At 33.2% G+C, this 17,210-nt stretch carries 9 protein-coding genes and 1 pseudogene; 1 reads left to right on the top strand and 9 read right to left on the bottom strand.

Annotation, left to right across the window (positions count from 1 at the left end):
- Positions 1-19: 19 nt before the first annotated feature.
- The 9 genes and pseudogenes from AC106K_RS24885 to AC106K_RS24925 form a co-directional block, all read right to left on the bottom strand.
- A complete protein-coding gene (locus AC106K_RS24885; protein WP_482448253.1) occupies positions 20-523 on the bottom strand; it encodes a hypothetical protein in 504 nt (167 codons plus the stop codon).
- A gap of 173 nt (positions 524-696) precedes the next feature.
- Positions 697-2,658, bottom strand: coding sequence for an AAA family ATPase (locus tag AC106K_RS24890; protein ID WP_482448255.1), 1,962 nt, complete (start codon positions 2,656-2,658; stop codon positions 697-699).
- A gap of 1 nt (position 2,659) precedes the next feature.
- Positions 2,660-5,980: an Eco57I restriction-modification methylase domain-containing protein gene (locus AC106K_RS24895; RefSeq protein ID WP_482448257.1), complete on the bottom strand. Its 3,321-nt coding sequence runs from the start codon at positions 5,978-5,980 to the stop codon at positions 2,660-2,662.
- A complete protein-coding gene (locus AC106K_RS24900) occupies positions 5,980-9,279 on the bottom strand; it encodes a helicase-related protein (protein ID WP_482448258.1) in 3,300 nt (1,099 codons plus the stop codon). Before AC106K_RS24900 ends, AC106K_RS24895 begins: the two co-directional genes overlap by 1 nt.
- Before the next feature lie 3 nt (positions 9,280-9,282).
- Positions 9,283-9,486 carry a helix-turn-helix domain-containing protein gene (locus AC106K_RS24905; protein ID WP_232739424.1) on the bottom strand — a complete coding sequence of 68 codons (204 nt, stop codon included), beginning with the start codon at positions 9,484-9,486 and terminating at the stop codon, positions 9,283-9,285.
- Between the two features lie 1,057 nt (positions 9,487-10,543).
- Positions 10,544-10,636: pseudogene (locus AC106K_RS24910) on the bottom strand (XRE family transcriptional regulator); the annotation flags it as partial.
- A gap of 109 nt (positions 10,637-10,745) precedes the next feature.
- A complete protein-coding gene (locus AC106K_RS24915) occupies positions 10,746-11,111 on the bottom strand; it encodes an HIT family protein (RefSeq protein WP_482448259.1) in 366 nt (121 codons plus the stop codon).
- Positions 11,111-12,142: an HNH endonuclease family protein gene (locus AC106K_RS24920; RefSeq protein WP_482448260.1), complete on the bottom strand. Its 1,032-nt coding sequence runs from the start codon at positions 12,140-12,142 to the stop codon at positions 11,111-11,113. Before AC106K_RS24920 ends, AC106K_RS24915 begins: the two co-directional genes overlap by 1 nt.
- A gap of 132 nt (positions 12,143-12,274) precedes the next feature.
- Entirely contained in the window at positions 12,275-14,746 is a 2,472-nt protein-coding gene (locus tag AC106K_RS24925; protein WP_482448261.1) for a TonB-dependent receptor domain-containing protein, read from the bottom strand.
- Between the two features lie 718 nt (positions 14,747-15,464).
- Between AC106K_RS24925 and AC106K_RS24930 the strand changes: the two genes are divergently transcribed.
- Positions 15,465-16,598 carry a 1-acyl-sn-glycerol-3-phosphate acyltransferase gene (locus AC106K_RS24930; RefSeq protein ID WP_482448262.1) on the top strand — a complete coding sequence of 378 codons (1,134 nt, stop codon included), beginning with the start codon at positions 15,465-15,467 and terminating at the stop codon, positions 16,596-16,598.
- Positions 16,599-17,210: the final 612 nt, after the last annotated feature.

Consider the following 17,210-nt stretch of genomic DNA (forward strand, 5'->3'; position numbering starts at 1 on the left):
TCATCAAGATCAATATATGCTATGATATCTGAAATTCATCTGTAATAATTTGTATTGCTAATATAATCAACTCTCCTAATAAGTAATGTTCAGTATTAGAAAAAGGAATATTATATGTTCTTCTTACATAATTCTCTGAAAATATTGACACGCTTTTTTCTCTTAGATTATGTGCTAAAATATAATTTCTGAAATTTTTAAGGTCTGTCCATTTGTTTATTCTTTTTCTAATAGGTTTTAGTACATTTTTTACTTTCAAAATTCTATCCGCATATTCAGGATAGTTTATTGGAGTCATTTCCCTATCAAGTTCATCCAAAAAAGAACAAACTATAATTATTGAATAATTTTGTAAAAATCCAGAAACGGCCTTAGAAAATGGTACTGCTTCATAAAAACCTGGTAACTTTATTTTATTGATATATTCCTCATTATCTCTATAAGCATATACTACTGTATTAAAGAATTGAATATGTGTACCTAGATGAACAATTGTTTTAAAACTTTCTAGTATCTTTTCCATTATTTCTAATCATGCTATATTATCTCCTATAAGTTTTCCTGTTAAATATTTTAAATCACTTATCAGTTTTTATCTTTTAGGATTTACAAAATGTCATGGCAAATTTTTAAGAGACAGCTATCGAAAATTGACATTTTATTAATTAGATATTAAAATGTCAATTTTCGATTAATTTAATATATTTTAAGTTCTTCTAAACTTCTACCAGAAATATTTTTGAAAACGATAGACACGTCTGCTTCTCTCACACATTGTTCTCCAATCCGAGTTTCTAAAACGGCTATTGTTTCTTCATATAGCTCATTTAAAGTCTTATTTCTGCTGATTGGCTGTGGCATAAAAATATCAGATTTATCATTATGTGACATTCCAACAATAGCATATGATCTCTTATCATTATCAGCATAGAACGAATTACTTCCTGCTAAAGGTTCCTTATATAATCTAATATCATCTAATAAAATTACAGTATAAACATATTCTTGACCAGAGTTACTTGAGACACTAAATTGAACTTTTTCATCTTTCTTTATTATAGCGTGAGCTTTATATTGATGGAGACTGTTCAAAATTTCAAAAGTATCTTGAAGTTCTTTTTTAAAATAGTTTGATAGTGGATTATGGTGGGATGTAGCATTCAATGCTCTTTCTCTATATCTATTCAATTTATCTAATATTGAAATATCCCAACCTACATGATTAAAATAATCGATGCATTTTACAATTAATGGATTTAAAGTTTGAGAATTAGCTATTATTGGTTGTCCATTTCCATCTTTAAAGTATTCAATTGGAATAAAACTTCTAAAGAACTCTTCAAGAGCTGCTCTTAAATTATTTCCACATGCGTTATAATCAATACTTTCAAGATCTGTAAAATAAAAGTGAGCTTTTTGTAGATGTGACTTATGTTGCATTATTACTGGAGTTGGAATTCCAGAAGGTAAAAAAGATTCATACATTTCTAAAATCTTCCAAGAACTCTTGTAAGAGTTGTCGAGTGTATTTCTATCAATTTCTCCATTTTGCCTAGCTAAATTGGCACTATAGGTTTTTATAAAGCTTAAGGCAGTATTAAAAAATACTCTGTCATGAGTTAAAAAAAACAGTTGATAATCAGTAGTATATTCCTCCAATATAATGTTAAGCACAGATTCCCGGTTTCCCATGTCAAGACTTAATAATAAATCGTCTAAGATTAATACTTTGGGAACATCAACAATAAATTTTTCTTTGAGAATTGCCATTCGTATTGCTAAAGCTATAGAAGACAATCTCGCTTCATTTAGAAATGTATGGGATCTAAATATATTTCTTTCGAGCTCCCCTAAATTGTCATTTAATAGTGTAACATTTAAAAATACTTCCGGAGCTTTTGTCTTTCTCGTCCTAGAATTATTAATTAACTCATTGTAAACACACTTTTCATATTCAAAATGAATTTTTAGTTTATCCTTAAAATGCTTGTTTAAATAATCATTTGCAGTTTCTGTAATAGTGTTTAGATAAAATTGAAATTCATTGTTAAAAGTATTTACCAACTCTTGAAATTCATCATAACCTGGTCCACCTATATTAGGATATGGGTTAATACCTTTCTTTAAATATTCCCACCATTTTTTTGAGTTTGCAGTATGATTCCGTCCATCCAAAGCGATTAGGTCGACTCTTAAATTTATAAAATCTAATAAATGTTTATTGAAATATTCGAATAATTTGACTCTCTCTCTATTTGTGAAATTATAAATATTGAAAATTGACTTATAATCGATTAAATCACTACATAAAGAGCATGATTCTATAAACTGATCACCAATTGTATTTACAGTTGTATTTGATATTCTTTTAGTTCTTAAATCTTCATTTTCATCTTCAAAAACCAACTCAATAAAGGACGGATTTCCGTTTGCAAATCTGTTTACCAAATTATAGTCATGCCTAGGATTGAAATAATTTTGAACATCTGGTACAGTTTTGAAAACACTTTGAAAAAATGTGTACAATGCCCAATAGATGGAACTCTTTCCGCTGCCATTTTCTCCGTAAATTAAAACATTTTTTCGAGCGATATCGATAGTTTTTTCACCATGAAAAAACTTAAAATTGCTTAGTGTAATTTCTTTTATTTTATGCATATTACTTACCAGCTTTTATAGGCATTACAATGTCTTCCAGTTTTATATCCATTAGTTTCAAATTGTTGCGTATTTCATTATCTTTCTTACGTAGTTTTTGATAAGCATTGTGTATGATTTCTATCTGTCCAGATTCTTCTTTTCCTTCCATAATCTCAAAATCTCTTTCGACATATTTTAAAAACTCAATGTTTGCTTTTTCAAAATCTTCTTTAAAAAACAACTCCATTACCATTGCGTCTACTACCTCTTCAAATAATTGTGCAATATGGCTGTTGGGAACTTGTTCGTTTATAGTTTTATCAGTAGAATTACTTTTTATTAAAATGATATAATCGACAAGGTTAGAAAACAACTCTTGTTCACTCTTTTTGATAAATGGTATAGGAATAGATTCCAAAGGATTTTTTTTAATTTTTGGGAATGTCTCTTTGTTGTCCGAAAAGTTTTTAATCCAATAGTATCTGACCGTATTTGAATTTATCAAACTAAGAAGATACTTAAGGTTTATCTTATCATCATAAACAAATATATTATAGATCGTATTTAAAGTATAAATATTCGGAGGGCAATAACAACCTTCAGGATATTTACCAATTTGTCTTACGAGAACTCTTTCTTTTTGATATACTGATTCATTCCCTCCGCTTTTTATAGCTTCCTTACTAAAGAATACATATTCCTTAGATGATTTAAGAAAATATCTCCCAACATTTCCTCCATCTACGACTGGCTTGTAATTATTATTTTTTTTATCTTTTGAAACAAATGTATTTCTGTCGAACGTTTGTATTCCAAAATACGCCCTACCAAAATCCTTTAATGTAGGGAAGTTATTAAAACTATTTGCAAGGGGGCTTCCTATCAAATCAAAATCAAATGAGTACTCTCCATTCATTATTGATTTTTGTAAAAGTGACACAGAAGGACTTTTAAATAGAGATGAATAGTTGTTGTCGGAAATATCTTTAACAATAATCGTTTCTGATTTGATTTCTTTTTTTGTATTTGCAATAATTATAGCATTATCTACTGAAGCATTTTTGAAAATTGGGACATAAAATCTAATAACCTCCACTACATGTGCATTTTTGAGAATATATTCTCTTAGAAGATTGTTATGCTTATTTTTCAAATATGTATTCGGAGTTATATAGCACAATATAGCATTGACATCATTCAAGCATCTAAGTCCTTGTTCAAAAAACAGATGAAATAAATCAGTTTTATATTGAGCTGTTTTATAATTCTTTCTCAATATGTTTTGTTCTTCTAAAGATAGTCTTGTGTTTTGTAAAAGCACATAAGGAGGATTCCCAATAACAATATCAAATTTTTCCACGCCAAACATCCATTTAGGATCAAACCAATCGCTCTTATCATTGCTAAAAGGATTCCAATTACCTAACTTGTATGCTTTACTATTAATGTCTGCAAAAAGGCTATTTTGGTCTTTAGCTATCTTTTGCTGTACTTTTAAAAACTGTTCCTTTACCCGTGCTTTAGCTTTGCCAGAGGTTTGTATATATTCATTTCTAAAATCTTCTAATTTTTGTAATTCTTCAAAATTGTCAAACATACTACGCTGTTTTTCTTCAGGCAGTTTGATCAGTGTATCAGCCGTCACAAATTTAAACTCCAAGTTTGGTAGTGGCTCTATACCTCGGTTCGGTTTTATTTCATCAATATTTTCATCTACAATTAAAGACAAAAAACAACGTAACTTTGATATTTCTGCAGCTACAGGCTGTATATCCACACCATATAATGAGTTTTGTATTACTCCAATTTTACGTGCGTATTCAACACCTGAAACTTCTAATTTTTCTTTCAGTTGCTTTTTTACAATCGGATTACTAATACGATCTATTTGTCTTTTTTTCCACCATTCCGCTTCAGGATCCAATTTCTGTAATGCCTGTACTATTTTTTGTAGTACTCCCATAGGAAAAGCTCCTGAACCACAAGCAGGATCTAATATTTTGATTTTGTCAAGTGCGTCTAAAATGTTGTCTTTTTCCGTTTCTGTAAATTCAGGGTCGGTGGCTTCCAACATTTTAAAAATCGGACGGAGTTTATCTCGTACAATGCTAGTTTCGTTATTCAGATATTGTACTAAGCTTTCAGTAGCCATATAATCCACAATCTCCCGTGGTGTGTAAAAACTACCTGTTGCTTTTCGTGCCGTTTCTCCGCTGTCGGGGTCAATTTCTGCCAAGAGGTTTTCAAAAATACGCCCTAACATTTCGGGATCAACACTTACCTCGATTTCGGTAACCGAATTTTCGTCAATGGTAAAATTGTACTTCTCCAATTCTCCAAAGAATCTCAAAAACCAATCGTCATCTATACCAAAATTGTTTTGATTATTTCCTTGGCTATCTGATTTATAATAATCCTCTATGTTTGGTTCAAACAAACCACCGTTCAGGAAAGGAATTGTTTCAGTTCCTTCAGGTAAGTCGCTTAAGCGTTCGTCCATTGGCGTATTAAGCGTTTGGAAAAACAAACGTTCTAAAATATTGTGGTAATAATTGTTGTAGTGTTTTACGGCATCTGATGAAAGTAACGTTTCGGGTAACAATGCAATATCATCATCCGATTTTTTCATTTTCAAAAACCAACAAAAAACCGTTCTGCCGATCAAACGAACAACAAATTCTTGTCGAACATTACGGTCAGTATCAGGTAATTCTAAAATGCCATTCCCGTATTCTGTAACTTTTTTTCCTTTTCCAATTTGCCCCCCTACCAATTCATAGAAAAACGACTGAACAATTTTATAAAACTCTTCGTTCAGAGCCTCTACGCTAAAGGCGTTCAGTATGTCTTGTAAGGATACAGCTTTGCCTGTCAGCTTACTTAAGCGGTCAGATGGCGTTCTTACTTTTTCGTCTTTACCTAACAAATAGGTATATCTCTTTGGTTCTGTTGCTTGTTTGATTATTTCTCCCTCATCATTGAGTACTTTTATCTCCGAAATGAATGACAACCTCCACTTTTCATCCTGAACAAAAACAACAATTGCACCGTCCACATCATATTTGTAAACGTTTCTAAGTAATTCACGAAGACTGACTTTGTTTCGTTCTAACCATACGTCAGATTTAACGTTGATACGATATAGACCGATAATCCGATCGTCAGAAGTAGTAAAACTTCCCAATTCAAAAGCTTCTGTTGCACGCTCATTATTCGGCAACAAAATAGGTTTGGGTTGTGCATACAATTGTCTTGCACCAAAAACAGATTGTAGCACTTCTATCCAATCTTGGTGATTATATGCTTTTTCAAATATCTTATGTAAGGTTGCTCTGTCCATTAGTCAATAAATGTTTCAGTGATTACTATTTGAGGAGTGATATTCAAATCTATATCATTAGCTGAAGACTGATTGTCTTCACCATCATTAAGCACATCATATTTTTTTGCAAGAGCAATAATTAAATTGTCTGCTTGCCCGTATGATGTTTCCTTCTTGTCTAATCTTCGTTTCAATTTTCTTATTTCATTAGGTAAAGGTGTAAATGTCCCTTTATCAATTAAGTCTGCTAATACTTCACAAGCTTTTTTAGTCTCCGTCTTTCTTGTAATTGATTTAAAATCACGCAAAAATTTCTTTGCTTGTGCTGAAATAGCATCGGCTTTATCCGTTGTGGTAACTGTATCTGTTGTGGCTCCTAAGAAATCCTTATCAAACTCTTCTAGTGCTGCCTGTACATTATCATAGTGACTTGCAGGAACACCGTATCCTTGTTCATTAACTTTTGCTTCGAACCTTTCGGCAGCTTCCAAAAAGGTCAAAGGTGTTACCTCATTATCTTTAGTAACAGCATAAAACTCCATTTTATAGGGTGATTTCAGGAAAATAAGGGTAGTATCTTTTGTTTCTTCTGCTATGGTGTTTTCATTTTTTCGGGCAGTACGTGCTTTTAGCGGAAAGTTTTTTATACGTTTAAATTCTCGTGGATTAGCGTCTTTAAACTCCCTGATAAATCTTAAATAAAGTAATCTTTTATCCTCTTCGTCTGGCATCCCTTCTTTGAAAAGTTCAAATTGTTCGACCAATTCTTCATGTGTAAACACCTGTGCGTCCTCGCCAAATGCTGAATGGAATCCTTGTAACTTTAATAATGCATTTTTATACAACTTAATCTCCTCATCTCCCTGCTGAGACGGATAAAATATATAGTTATATACTACACCGGCAACACTTCCAATTCGATTAATTCTTCCGATTCTTTGCATCAATCTTGTGGCATTCCACGGGGTGTCATAATTAACCAAAACATTCGCTCGATGTAAATTTACACCTTCTGCTAAAACATCGGTTGTTATCAGAATTTGATAATTGTCCTTTCTTTTGCCTATATAATTTGCATCAAAATTCTCCTGAATGGTTTCAAATATCTTATTTCTGTTAGCTGAAGATACCTTTAATACGCCTTTTCCGATGCGCTTTTCTAATTTTTCTGCCAAATAATCTGCCGTGTCATTACTTTCCGTAAATAAAATAAGTTGTCCTGTCGGATTTCTATCTTTGTTTAATAACTCATTTTCAAGTGCTTGAAATAGTTCTTCAATCTTGGGATCTTCTTCTACTTTAGCCCACTCATTACTAAGCTCTTGTAATAAAACTTGGTCTTTTCTTAAGCCTGCTAATAATTCAGGCTCAAAATCTTCTGCTTTGAAAATGTTATTCTTTGGTTTCTCTGTACTTAACTCTATAATAAGGTTTTCTATGTCTTCCATAGAAAAGCCTTTCTCTATCAATTCATTAATATTAAGGTCGGGAGCAATCAAGACCTTATCACTCTCAAACATTTTAATCATTCTTTGAGTAGATACTAAAAGATTGTTGAGCGTGATTTGGAATGCGTGGAAACTACTTTCCAATCGCTTAACCATTAATGTTTTCATGATTCCAGCCAAGGATTTAGAAATCAATACAGCTTGATCATAATAAGCGTCTTGTAAATCTTCTCTCAAAAAACGAATAGCCTGATAGCGATAGTAATTAATCTTATCATCATCAGTTAAATAGAATATGGTGTGATAAAAAAGCTTACTCAGCTTAGCGTTTAGACTATAAGCTACAGTACGCAAAGGTGCTATTTCAGGAAAAACAATACCTTGTTCCTTTAAATCGTCAAGATATTTTGGGTAATTTGCTAAATCTCGTCTTGTTCTTCTAACCGTAATTTGAGAAATGACTTTTTCTCGAATTGTATTGTAGAGATCACGAATTTTTTGCACATTGGGCTCGTCCTCTCGCATCACATCTTTATATTCCCGAATTATAGGACCAAAGAACGATTGGAGATTAGTAACGGGAAGCGTACTTCTTCTTGCATCCTGGAACAATAATAATTGATAATAGAGATCCTGTGGTCTATTGTTAAGCGGGGTAGCTGAAATTAATATAACCTTTTTATTTTTTCCTGTCACTAATCCTTCGCCATTTCTTGGAGCTTTGCAAATACGTTGCAATAGTCCAAAAGCTTGCGAAGTGTGATTTCTATATTTGTGTGCCTCGTCAACCAATATCAAATCATAGTCCTCTTTAGCCCAATAATTCATATCCTCTCCATTGACTATTTTCTCCAAACGCCCATTAGTAACGAATTTGGTATGTCTGTCAATTCCAAACATTCTAAATGTGGATTTCCAGTTTTTTTCCAACGCAGGTGGGTAGACTACCAATATTTTGGTATTTAACGATCCGTTAGCAACCAGAAATCGCTTAGCAATCATTGAAGCGATAAGAGTCTTTCCGAGACCCACAACATCAGCTAAAAAGAAACCATTATGATCCATTAACATCTGAAATCCCTGATTAACGGCATCTACCTGATAACTTAGTTTTTTATAACTCTTGGGCAAATCCCCAACTGTGTCAGGGTCATAATCAATATTGTTCCCAAAATATTCGATTAATAATTTAAGATAAATTTTAAATGGAGTAAAGACTTGCCCGATATGTGTTTTCTTCTTATACTCTACAATATCAGCAGGCAAAATAGTTGTTGATTGTTGCCAAAGTTTTTGAAACTCTATTTTGGTAAATTCAACATCATCAAAATCCTTTAGTGCGATATTCAATTCGTAATTCGGAGACTTTTTAATACCCAAACCTGCTTCCGTAAGATTAGAAGATCCCATAATCACCCAACCGTCTGAATGTTGGGAATGAAGTTCAGGTAAAAAAAGGTAAAATTTGGCATGAATCGACTTTGAGTTGTGTGCTCGTACTTCTATTCTACCATCAATAATATCTTGGATAAACTGTAAAATACCTTCTTCTACTTCCTTGGAATATTTAGCTTCCTTCAAATCTTGTATAAACCAGTTTAAAAATTCTTCTTTCGTCTTTTGTTCATCTCCGAAGTATAATAGACCTTTTTTCTGAGCATCTGCAAACATCTGATCTACATTTATACCGACCAATATTTTTATATCCTTGATATTATTTAAATAAGACTGTAATGCAAAATATCCTGAAGAACGAAAATAACCTACTACCGCATGAAAGGCAAATACATCTTTCATATTTTCAAGTATGCCTTTAAATTTATGAAAAACTGTATTTTCTTCTGTATTCGTGAAAAACTTTGTGCTCATCAATTAGTTATTTTCGCCTTTAATTTCAATCAACAATTCTTTTACTGAAACATCTAATATCTTTGCAATATCGTATAGTACTTCTAAACGAGGTTGCTGTCTATTCTGTACATAGCCATTAACAATGTTATAGCTTTTGCCAAGTTGCTCTGCAAGCCATGTTTGTTTAATTCCTTTTTGTTCCAATATCTCTTTGATTCTATTCATAGTTAAGTCATTATAAATAGTTCCTATTTTTTTAATATAAAAGATAGAAATGTTGCAATATACTGTATTTCGATGTAATAAAACACTGTTTTTGTGTATAAATTTAGCTTAAAAAAGAAATTAAAGTGTGCATTGGAGTTAGGAAAACAATAAAACCTACTTACAGCCTTCTGATTAACAAACTATTATTCCTCGTAATCCTGACTACCTATATTTTCTAAAACTGAAAAACTTCATATGAAAGCAAGGAGAATATTCTTTTGAAATAAGCTCAAAAAAGTATTTACTATGTTTTCAGCTCACACAAACCTTAATTTTTTTGGTATGGCTGCAGTTCTATCGACAATTAGATACATTTACTGGCAGATTGTTTTTATCTAAGAGCAAATTTTCCCTCAACACTACAACTCTCTTCGTTTATAAACGTCTTACCATAAATCCTTTCTCTTCTATTCATATGGACAATGATATTAATACCTTGTTCAATCAACTGCCTTTCAAAATATATTTAACTGATTGTTGTATGTATTACAATTGCAAACTCTATTGTTTTTAGAACAGTTCTTACATGAGTGATTTTCATTTTCTCTTTGGGCTGGTCAAAATATTTTTACATTTAATTGTGTAAAACCTGTAACTTTTCCAAATAATGAGGACTTGAACAGATTACTTACCTTGTTTCTATTATTGTTCAATGCCATTTATACCAAACCATTTACGATCTGATCGTTAGCTCCGATTTCCTATAACTTCTTTTACGATGATATTAATAGTGAAGCTCACAATAACTTTCCTTAATAGAATAACTGTAGTATTTAGCAGATGGTGTATTACTGAAAAAAACAGCTTTTAATACTGCCACTCTGATCATCCATTGGGTTAAAATTTTGTTGATTTACTTCTACACTTGTTCGGTTGCTTTTTTCCTTCATATCTCTACTAATAGTCATCAAGTGTAGGTAGTCCAATCATTGGGGATTTTTTCATTGTCAATATCTACACAGGTCGAAACCATATGAATACGTCTATGGTCAATATTCACGTGTTTAAAAATATATTACGTCTTCTCTATCAACCTCTCCAGTCTCACCATCATCGCATCCTTCTCCTTCAGCATCCTTTCATAAAGTTCCATTTTTTCTTCATGCATAAACATTGGAAAAAAGGTAGCGTTTATAAAAAAACAACTTATATAGATATTAATTAAATATATATAACCTTTGAATAAGTTGCTTCCTAATATTTACATTATAAATTATTTAATAATTTCCCTTTCCAGGGATCACATGTCTCACCCCTCCCCGAGGGTTATCCATATCCCCTTTATATCTTGGGATCACATGACAGTGAAAATGAAATACGGTTTGTCCCGCATCTGCACCGCAGTTCATTCCAATATTAAACGCATCCGGTTGATATTGGGATAAAATAATGTCCTTTGCCTTTTCAATCATAAAAGGAAGGGCATTTTTTTCTTCTGCGCTCAAAGCAAAAAAATCTGTTTTTAATTCATTGGAAATAATCAATAAATGTCCGGGAGATACTGGAAAGCCATCTTCAATAATAAAGAAGTATTTTCCTCTGTAAATTATTTTATCCTCTGCGATCTCAGTAAAATCTTTCATTAAAATAAAGGTTCAAATTCAATATAGGGTTTCCATTTCTGAATGGCTAAATTTACAGATAAATTATATTGTTCTTGCAAAAACATTCTCCGCTCAAACGGAGTTTTTCCTGTTTGATTAATAATGGTTTCTCCAAGAGGGTGCTTACTGGCAATATAAAATTCGTTCCTTTTATATAGCCTTTCCAGGTATTTTATTTCGGGAACTTTGGCTCGTTTATCATTGTTGATATTTTTATCTGATAAAACCAGATTCCACACCCCATTCACATTAGCTCCATTTTTGTTCAATTGAATTTTATGAACATGAGGAAAGAAATGATCTATAGCGCATAGATTATCATCACCACTTTTGATGGATATATCCTGAAAAGAATAAAAACATTTTCCTTTCTGATATCCATTTAAAGAGTCTCTGGCTGAAGCAATATTCTTCCGTTTCATCATCCGGTTTTCAAAAAACAGAAGATTGAGGTCTTCATCAAGCTTTACTTCCAATAAGTTTGGATTAATCTCTAAATTCCATGCAGTCTCAACCAGATTCCACCGGGCATCAACCTCCTGATCGAAATTAATAAACTGTTGACTTTCCTTGAGAGACAAAAGACTATCTGTAATCACTAAATTCTTTTGATTTCCATTATAGTCTTTATAGTAAAAGACATCATTGATAATACTTCCATTAACCGTATGAAAAGCATCTACTACATTATTAAAGCCATGTTTTAAGGTAATATTTAGTAAATGTTCGTAATCTATCTTCTGATCATTAAAATTTCTGCAAGCTTCCAAGAATATACTTGATTTTGAATTTCCCTGCTTATCATTCTGTTTCAAATGCTCCAGGATACCTTGAACATAAGAAGGCGCAATATCCTGAAGTGATACGGAGGTCTTTTCTAATGAAATTAGTTCTAATAAAGATTTTGCAAAGGCAAATTTATAGGTCGCTGAATTTTTTCCAAAAAGAATAATTGCTCTCCACTGAGATTCCAGACTTGCATCATTATCCTGAAAATTAGGTACAGGCATCTATTACTATAATTAAGTATTTTACCAAAACACAAAATTATGTAAAAAAATAAACCAAATAACTATTATTAAATTATAAAACTATAAAAACACAATGTATTTCGAAAAATACTTAAGCAAGATGATTAAATTCTAACCTCCCGAACCCGGCCCATTCAAATACTCATTACTAATATCCTTTTCCTTTTTAAAATCCATTTTTCCAAACTTATAGCTGAAGCTGATTCCGAAAGAACGGTACGGTAATTCTCTTACAGAATAAGAGTCATAATCTCCGGTACTCACGGTGGTAACCTGTTTGATATACTTATTAAACGGATTGGTAATGGTAAATCCTAAGCTTGCTTTTTTGTTCCAGAATTCTTTTCTTCCGGCAATGGTATAGGTGATAGATTGTGGATTTTCCCCCTGGATATTTTTGGCAGCTGAGTTGTAATTTCCAAACACTTCCAACACAAAGTTCTTTGGAAACTGATAATTAAGATTCAGATTCGCACGGTAACGCATTCCCATATCTAAGTTTCCTACATAAATATGGCTTACAATATATCGGTGAAATACCATAATATTACTTCTCAGATTCAGTTTGTTCTGGAAAAAAGGAAGTGATAGAGAGACAATTCCGCCGGAGTTGTATTCTTTCCCGATGTTATCTCTTGCGCTAACCGATACATTGGTGTACTCTGTTCCGTTGGCTGTAAATGTTGGATAAAAGGTTGTAATCTGTTTTAAATCCTGACTGTTGATGCGCTCTACAAGTGATAATGAGATATTCCCTCCATTGGCCAGGTTTTTTGTGTAGCCTAATTCCATATTATCTCCGATTTCAGGTTTCAAAGCCGGATTTCCTGTAGTAATATTATGTGGATCACTGAAATTAAGGAAAGGATTAAGTTCCGTATATTCCGGACGCTCCAGCCTTCTTGTATAGGAGAGTTTCACTGTTTCACCACTATCAAATTTGTGAGATAAGATGAAGGAAGGAACCAATAAGCCATACGACGGAATATTCGTATTAGGAAAATCGATTTTCAGGGTAGTATACTCATATCGGAGGCCTGCTCTTACATCCAACCAGTTCAATAACTTTAACTTCGAGGAAAAATACGCGGCATAGACTCCCATATCATAATTTAAATGATAGGATTGTAAAGGATTTGTTTCATACTGTCCTGATGAAGTATTCAAAACATGAACATCGGTAGCATTGGTAATATGCTGTTGTACTGTCTTAAGCCCCATTTCAAAGGTAACATTATCATTCAAAGGGTGAACATAGTCGACTGAAATATTATGGCTGTTATCCGTTCCTGGATTACTCCCTGAAATACCATTGTAAGGACCTGCTGCTCCGGATAAGCTTTGAGTCTGCAAATAACTGGTCTTTGGAGAGCCATAACTAAAGACGTAATCTGCCGTAAGCTCCTGCCCTTCTTTGGCAAAGGTTTTTCTAAAACTCAGACTTCCATCTATAGAACGAACGGAAGATTGGTTATCAGAAGTTCTGTATCCGATAATAGAGGTTACATCAGAAGTAGTATGATCTGTGATATATTGCTGTTGATTGATTAATCCAGTGCTTTTATTCGAAAAACTGTTGAAAGAAAGAGATCCGCTTAATGAACTGGTTTTTGTAAGATTCCAGTCGAAACCTAGGCCTGTACGGTAACCATGTCTTTCAAAATCGGTATACCCGTCCTGTAATAAATGGGTGCTGGTATTGGAAGCTGCATTTCTTGACGTTCTGTCCTGGGAAAAAGGAGTTTTTGCCTTTAACTGAGCATTTCCGCTAAAGAAAGCATTCATGCTGAAATTATTATTCTTATAATTCAGATTCAGAGATCCGGTTTCAAATAAAGTTCCACCCGTAGCATTCACACTTCCATTGATTCCCCTTACTTTATTATCTTTCAGAACAATATTAATAATTCCTCCTGTCCCCTGCGCATCATACTTTGCACCCGGACTGGAAACCACTTCAATACTTTTAATCTGACTTGCCGGAATGGAAGCCAGCGCATCTGCCAGACTGTTTCCAAATATGCTGGAAGGCTTTCCATTAATCAAAAATCTGATATTGGTATTTCCCTGAAGCTCAACATTTCCATCTGCATCCACTGTTACCTGAGGAACTTTTCTCAGGACATCAATCGCAGCCCCATTCTGAGAAGTCACATCATTAGCGGTATTAAAAACAATTTTATCAACCTTATTTTCAATTACCGCTTTTTTACCAACGATGGTTACTCCTTCTATCGCCGTTTCTCCGTTTGCTAATTGAATATCACCCAGGGTAACTACTACATTATTGTCACCAAGCTGAACATCTGCCGTTGTTTTATTTTTATATCCTGCATAAAAAACAGCCACTTTATAAGTTCCCGATGCAATATGATCCATAGAAAACTCCCCTTTTTCATTGGAAGTCGTCCCGTTGATTTCTTTATTTTCCTGATTTAAGAGTCCGATACTGGCATGATCTATTGTTTTCCCCGTATTGGAATCTACAACCCGCCCGCTTATTTTACCCTGACCTGCTCCCTGTTGTGCGTTGATCATTAACGCTGAACACAACATCGCTACTAAAATTGTTACTTGTTTCACAGTGATATTAGAATTAATACAGGGCAAAGGTGGGAAGCAATTTGGGAGAAATTCTGAATTGTCAATTAAAATGGGATTCCTGCGGAATGACAAAGTGCACGGATAAACAGAGCGTACACTTTGTCATTCCATAGGAATCCAACCTCACATATTGGGATGTTTATGCACCATTAAAAATGAACTTTGTTTTCAGAGTGGGACTAAAGTATTTAAGCTTTTTAGGCTTAAAAGTTTTTAAACACTTAAGTAATGATAAGTGACAAGCTTTGCACACAATAAGTGCACTGAAGTTTTTGAAAATCTTTGATTTTCTTCTAATGTGAACTTACTTATACAGGACCATTTTCAACTAACTTAAGTGGACTAAAGTGTTTTAAATTCTTTTAATTACAAAAGCATTGTAACACTTAAGTAATAATAAGGGACAAGCTTTGTGCATAATAAGTACACCGAAGTTTTTGAAAATCTTCGATTTTCTTCTAATGTGAACTTACCTATACAGCATTATTGTAAACTTTCTAAAGTAAACTAAAATGTTTTAAATAAAAAACCTTTGTGACTTTTGTGGTTAAAATATAGAATAAATAGTAGAGTTTGCCCCTGTTCATCAGATGATTTCTCTAAGTTCTACGCCATTCATAATACTTTAACAACCTTTATACCCCATCCCCAGATAAATTTTCGTTCTTTTGCAAAAAGTTTTAATTTTTACCATAACATGTCGAAGTTTGATGAAATCCGGTATTTTCATGATGATGAAGTGAATGAAAGATTGCAGAGCATAGCCCGTGATCCGATGATGAAAGCACTGATGAACTTTACTTTTCCCGGTGGGGAGGAGCAGGTTTGGCTGGAACAGTTTAAAGAGGTGCATTCTATCAGCGATTTTCAGCATCAGTTTGTAGCCTATGCCGTTCGTCAGATTCTTGCCAAGAGTTCTGAAGGATTAACGACTTCAGGTTTTGATAAGCTTGACAAAAACACTTCCTACCTTTACATTTCCAATCACAGAGATATTGTACTGGATACTTCCCTGCTTAACCTTGTTTTGTTGGAAAGTGGTCACATTATGACCGCATCAGCCATTGGGGACAATCTTGTCAAAAGAAAATTTCTGAATGTACTGGCCAAACTAAACCGTAATTTTTTAGTTCAGAGAGGCCTTCCCATTCGTGACCAGCTGAAAAGTTCACAAACGCTGTCTGAATATATTGACATGCTTCTACACGAAGAAAACCGTTCTGTATGGATTGCGCAGCGTGAAGGTCGTGCTAAAGACGGGAATGATGCTACTCAGCAAGGGGTTTTAAAGATGTTGGCTATGGCAGCTGGAGACCAATCTCTAATCGATTATTTTAAAACATTAAAAATTGTTCCTATTTCCATTTCCTATGAGTATGATCCAACAGATTCCCTAAAAATGCCTCAATTGCTGGCACAGCACAGGGATGAGGAATACATTAAAGGAAAAAACGAAGATTTCACTACGATACTCAGCGGAATTTTAGGACAAAAGAAAAGAATTCATCTGCATGCCGGTGACGTTATTGATACAGAATTGGATGAAATTGCCTCTACAGTTGAGAATAAAAACAAGCAATTGCAGGCTATTGCACAGTTGATTGATGATTCTATCATTCAAAATTATAAGCTTTGGCCTACAAAATACATAGCTTACGATCTGATCAACAATACAGATACCTACTCTTCACACTATACTGAACAGGAAAAACAATTGTTTATCCGAAGATTAGAAATGCGTATTGATCCGTCTGATCCTGTTTCTAAAGAATATTTCCTGGCGATGTACGCGAATCCTTTGGTAAATAAATTAAAAGCGGAAGAAAAATAGTTTCTTTAGCCACGGATTTTAATACAAAAGTTTCGAAATACTTGGAGATGTTTTTTGGCCACTAATGCACGAATAATCTTCTTTATGGATAAAATTGAATGCATATAATTTATTCGTGAATTAGTGGCAAAATTATTGAGAGGTTTTATAAACGCAAAGATTTAATATTCATCCTGTACTATTTCAAGGAAGCAAAGATTTGAATCAATTTCATTGATTCTTACTAAGCGAACGAATAACTATAAACCTTCTTCAGCGACAAAGTCGCCACTCTTTGCCCCCTAAAGTAAAATACCCCAATTAATAATTCTTTGCGTCAAAAAATTTGGATTATTAAGAAAAGTGAAAATCTTAAGCATTGATTCGTCTGAGCCTATTTTTAAAGAATATTTCCTGGCGATGTATACGAATAATTAGTTTCTTTAGCCACAGATTTTAATACAAAAGTTTCGAAATACTTGGAGATGTTTTTTGGCCACTAATGCACGAATTATATTGTCATGAGTAGAGACTATAAAGTAGATATTTTATTCGTGGATTCGTGCAAAAAAAATAAGTGTAACACTTACTGAAGATCTTAGATCTTCTTGCGCCTTAAAATACCCATAATGC

This window comes from Chryseobacterium sp. FR048 (assembly GCF_056844665.1).

Coding starts and splice junctions, on each gene's coding strand:
- AC106K_RS24885 (WP_482448253.1), bottom strand. CDS start 523: ATGGAAAAGATACTAGAAAGTTTTAAAACAATTGTTCATCTAGGTACA.
- AC106K_RS24890 (WP_482448255.1), bottom strand. CDS start 2,658: ATGCATAAAATAAAAGAAATTACACTAAGCAATTTTAAGTTTTTTCAT.
- AC106K_RS24895 (WP_482448257.1), bottom strand. CDS start 5,980: ATGGACAGAGCAACCTTACATAAGATATTTGAAAAAGCATATAATCAC.
- AC106K_RS24900 (WP_482448258.1), bottom strand. CDS start 9,279: ATGAGCACAAAGTTTTTCACGAATACAGAAGAAAATACAGTTTTTCAT.
- AC106K_RS24905 (WP_232739424.1), bottom strand. CDS start 9,486: ATGAATAGAATCAAAGAGATATTGGAACAAAAAGGAATTAAACAAACA.
- AC106K_RS24915 (WP_482448259.1), bottom strand. CDS start 11,111: ATGAAAGATTTTACTGAGATCGCAGAGGATAAAATAATTTACAGAGGA.
- AC106K_RS24920 (WP_482448260.1), bottom strand. CDS start 12,142: ATGCCTGTACCTAATTTTCAGGATAATGATGCAAGTCTGGAATCTCAG.
- AC106K_RS24930 (WP_482448262.1), top strand. CDS start 15,465: ATGTCGAAGTTTGATGAAATCCGGTATTTTCATGATGATGAAGTGAAT.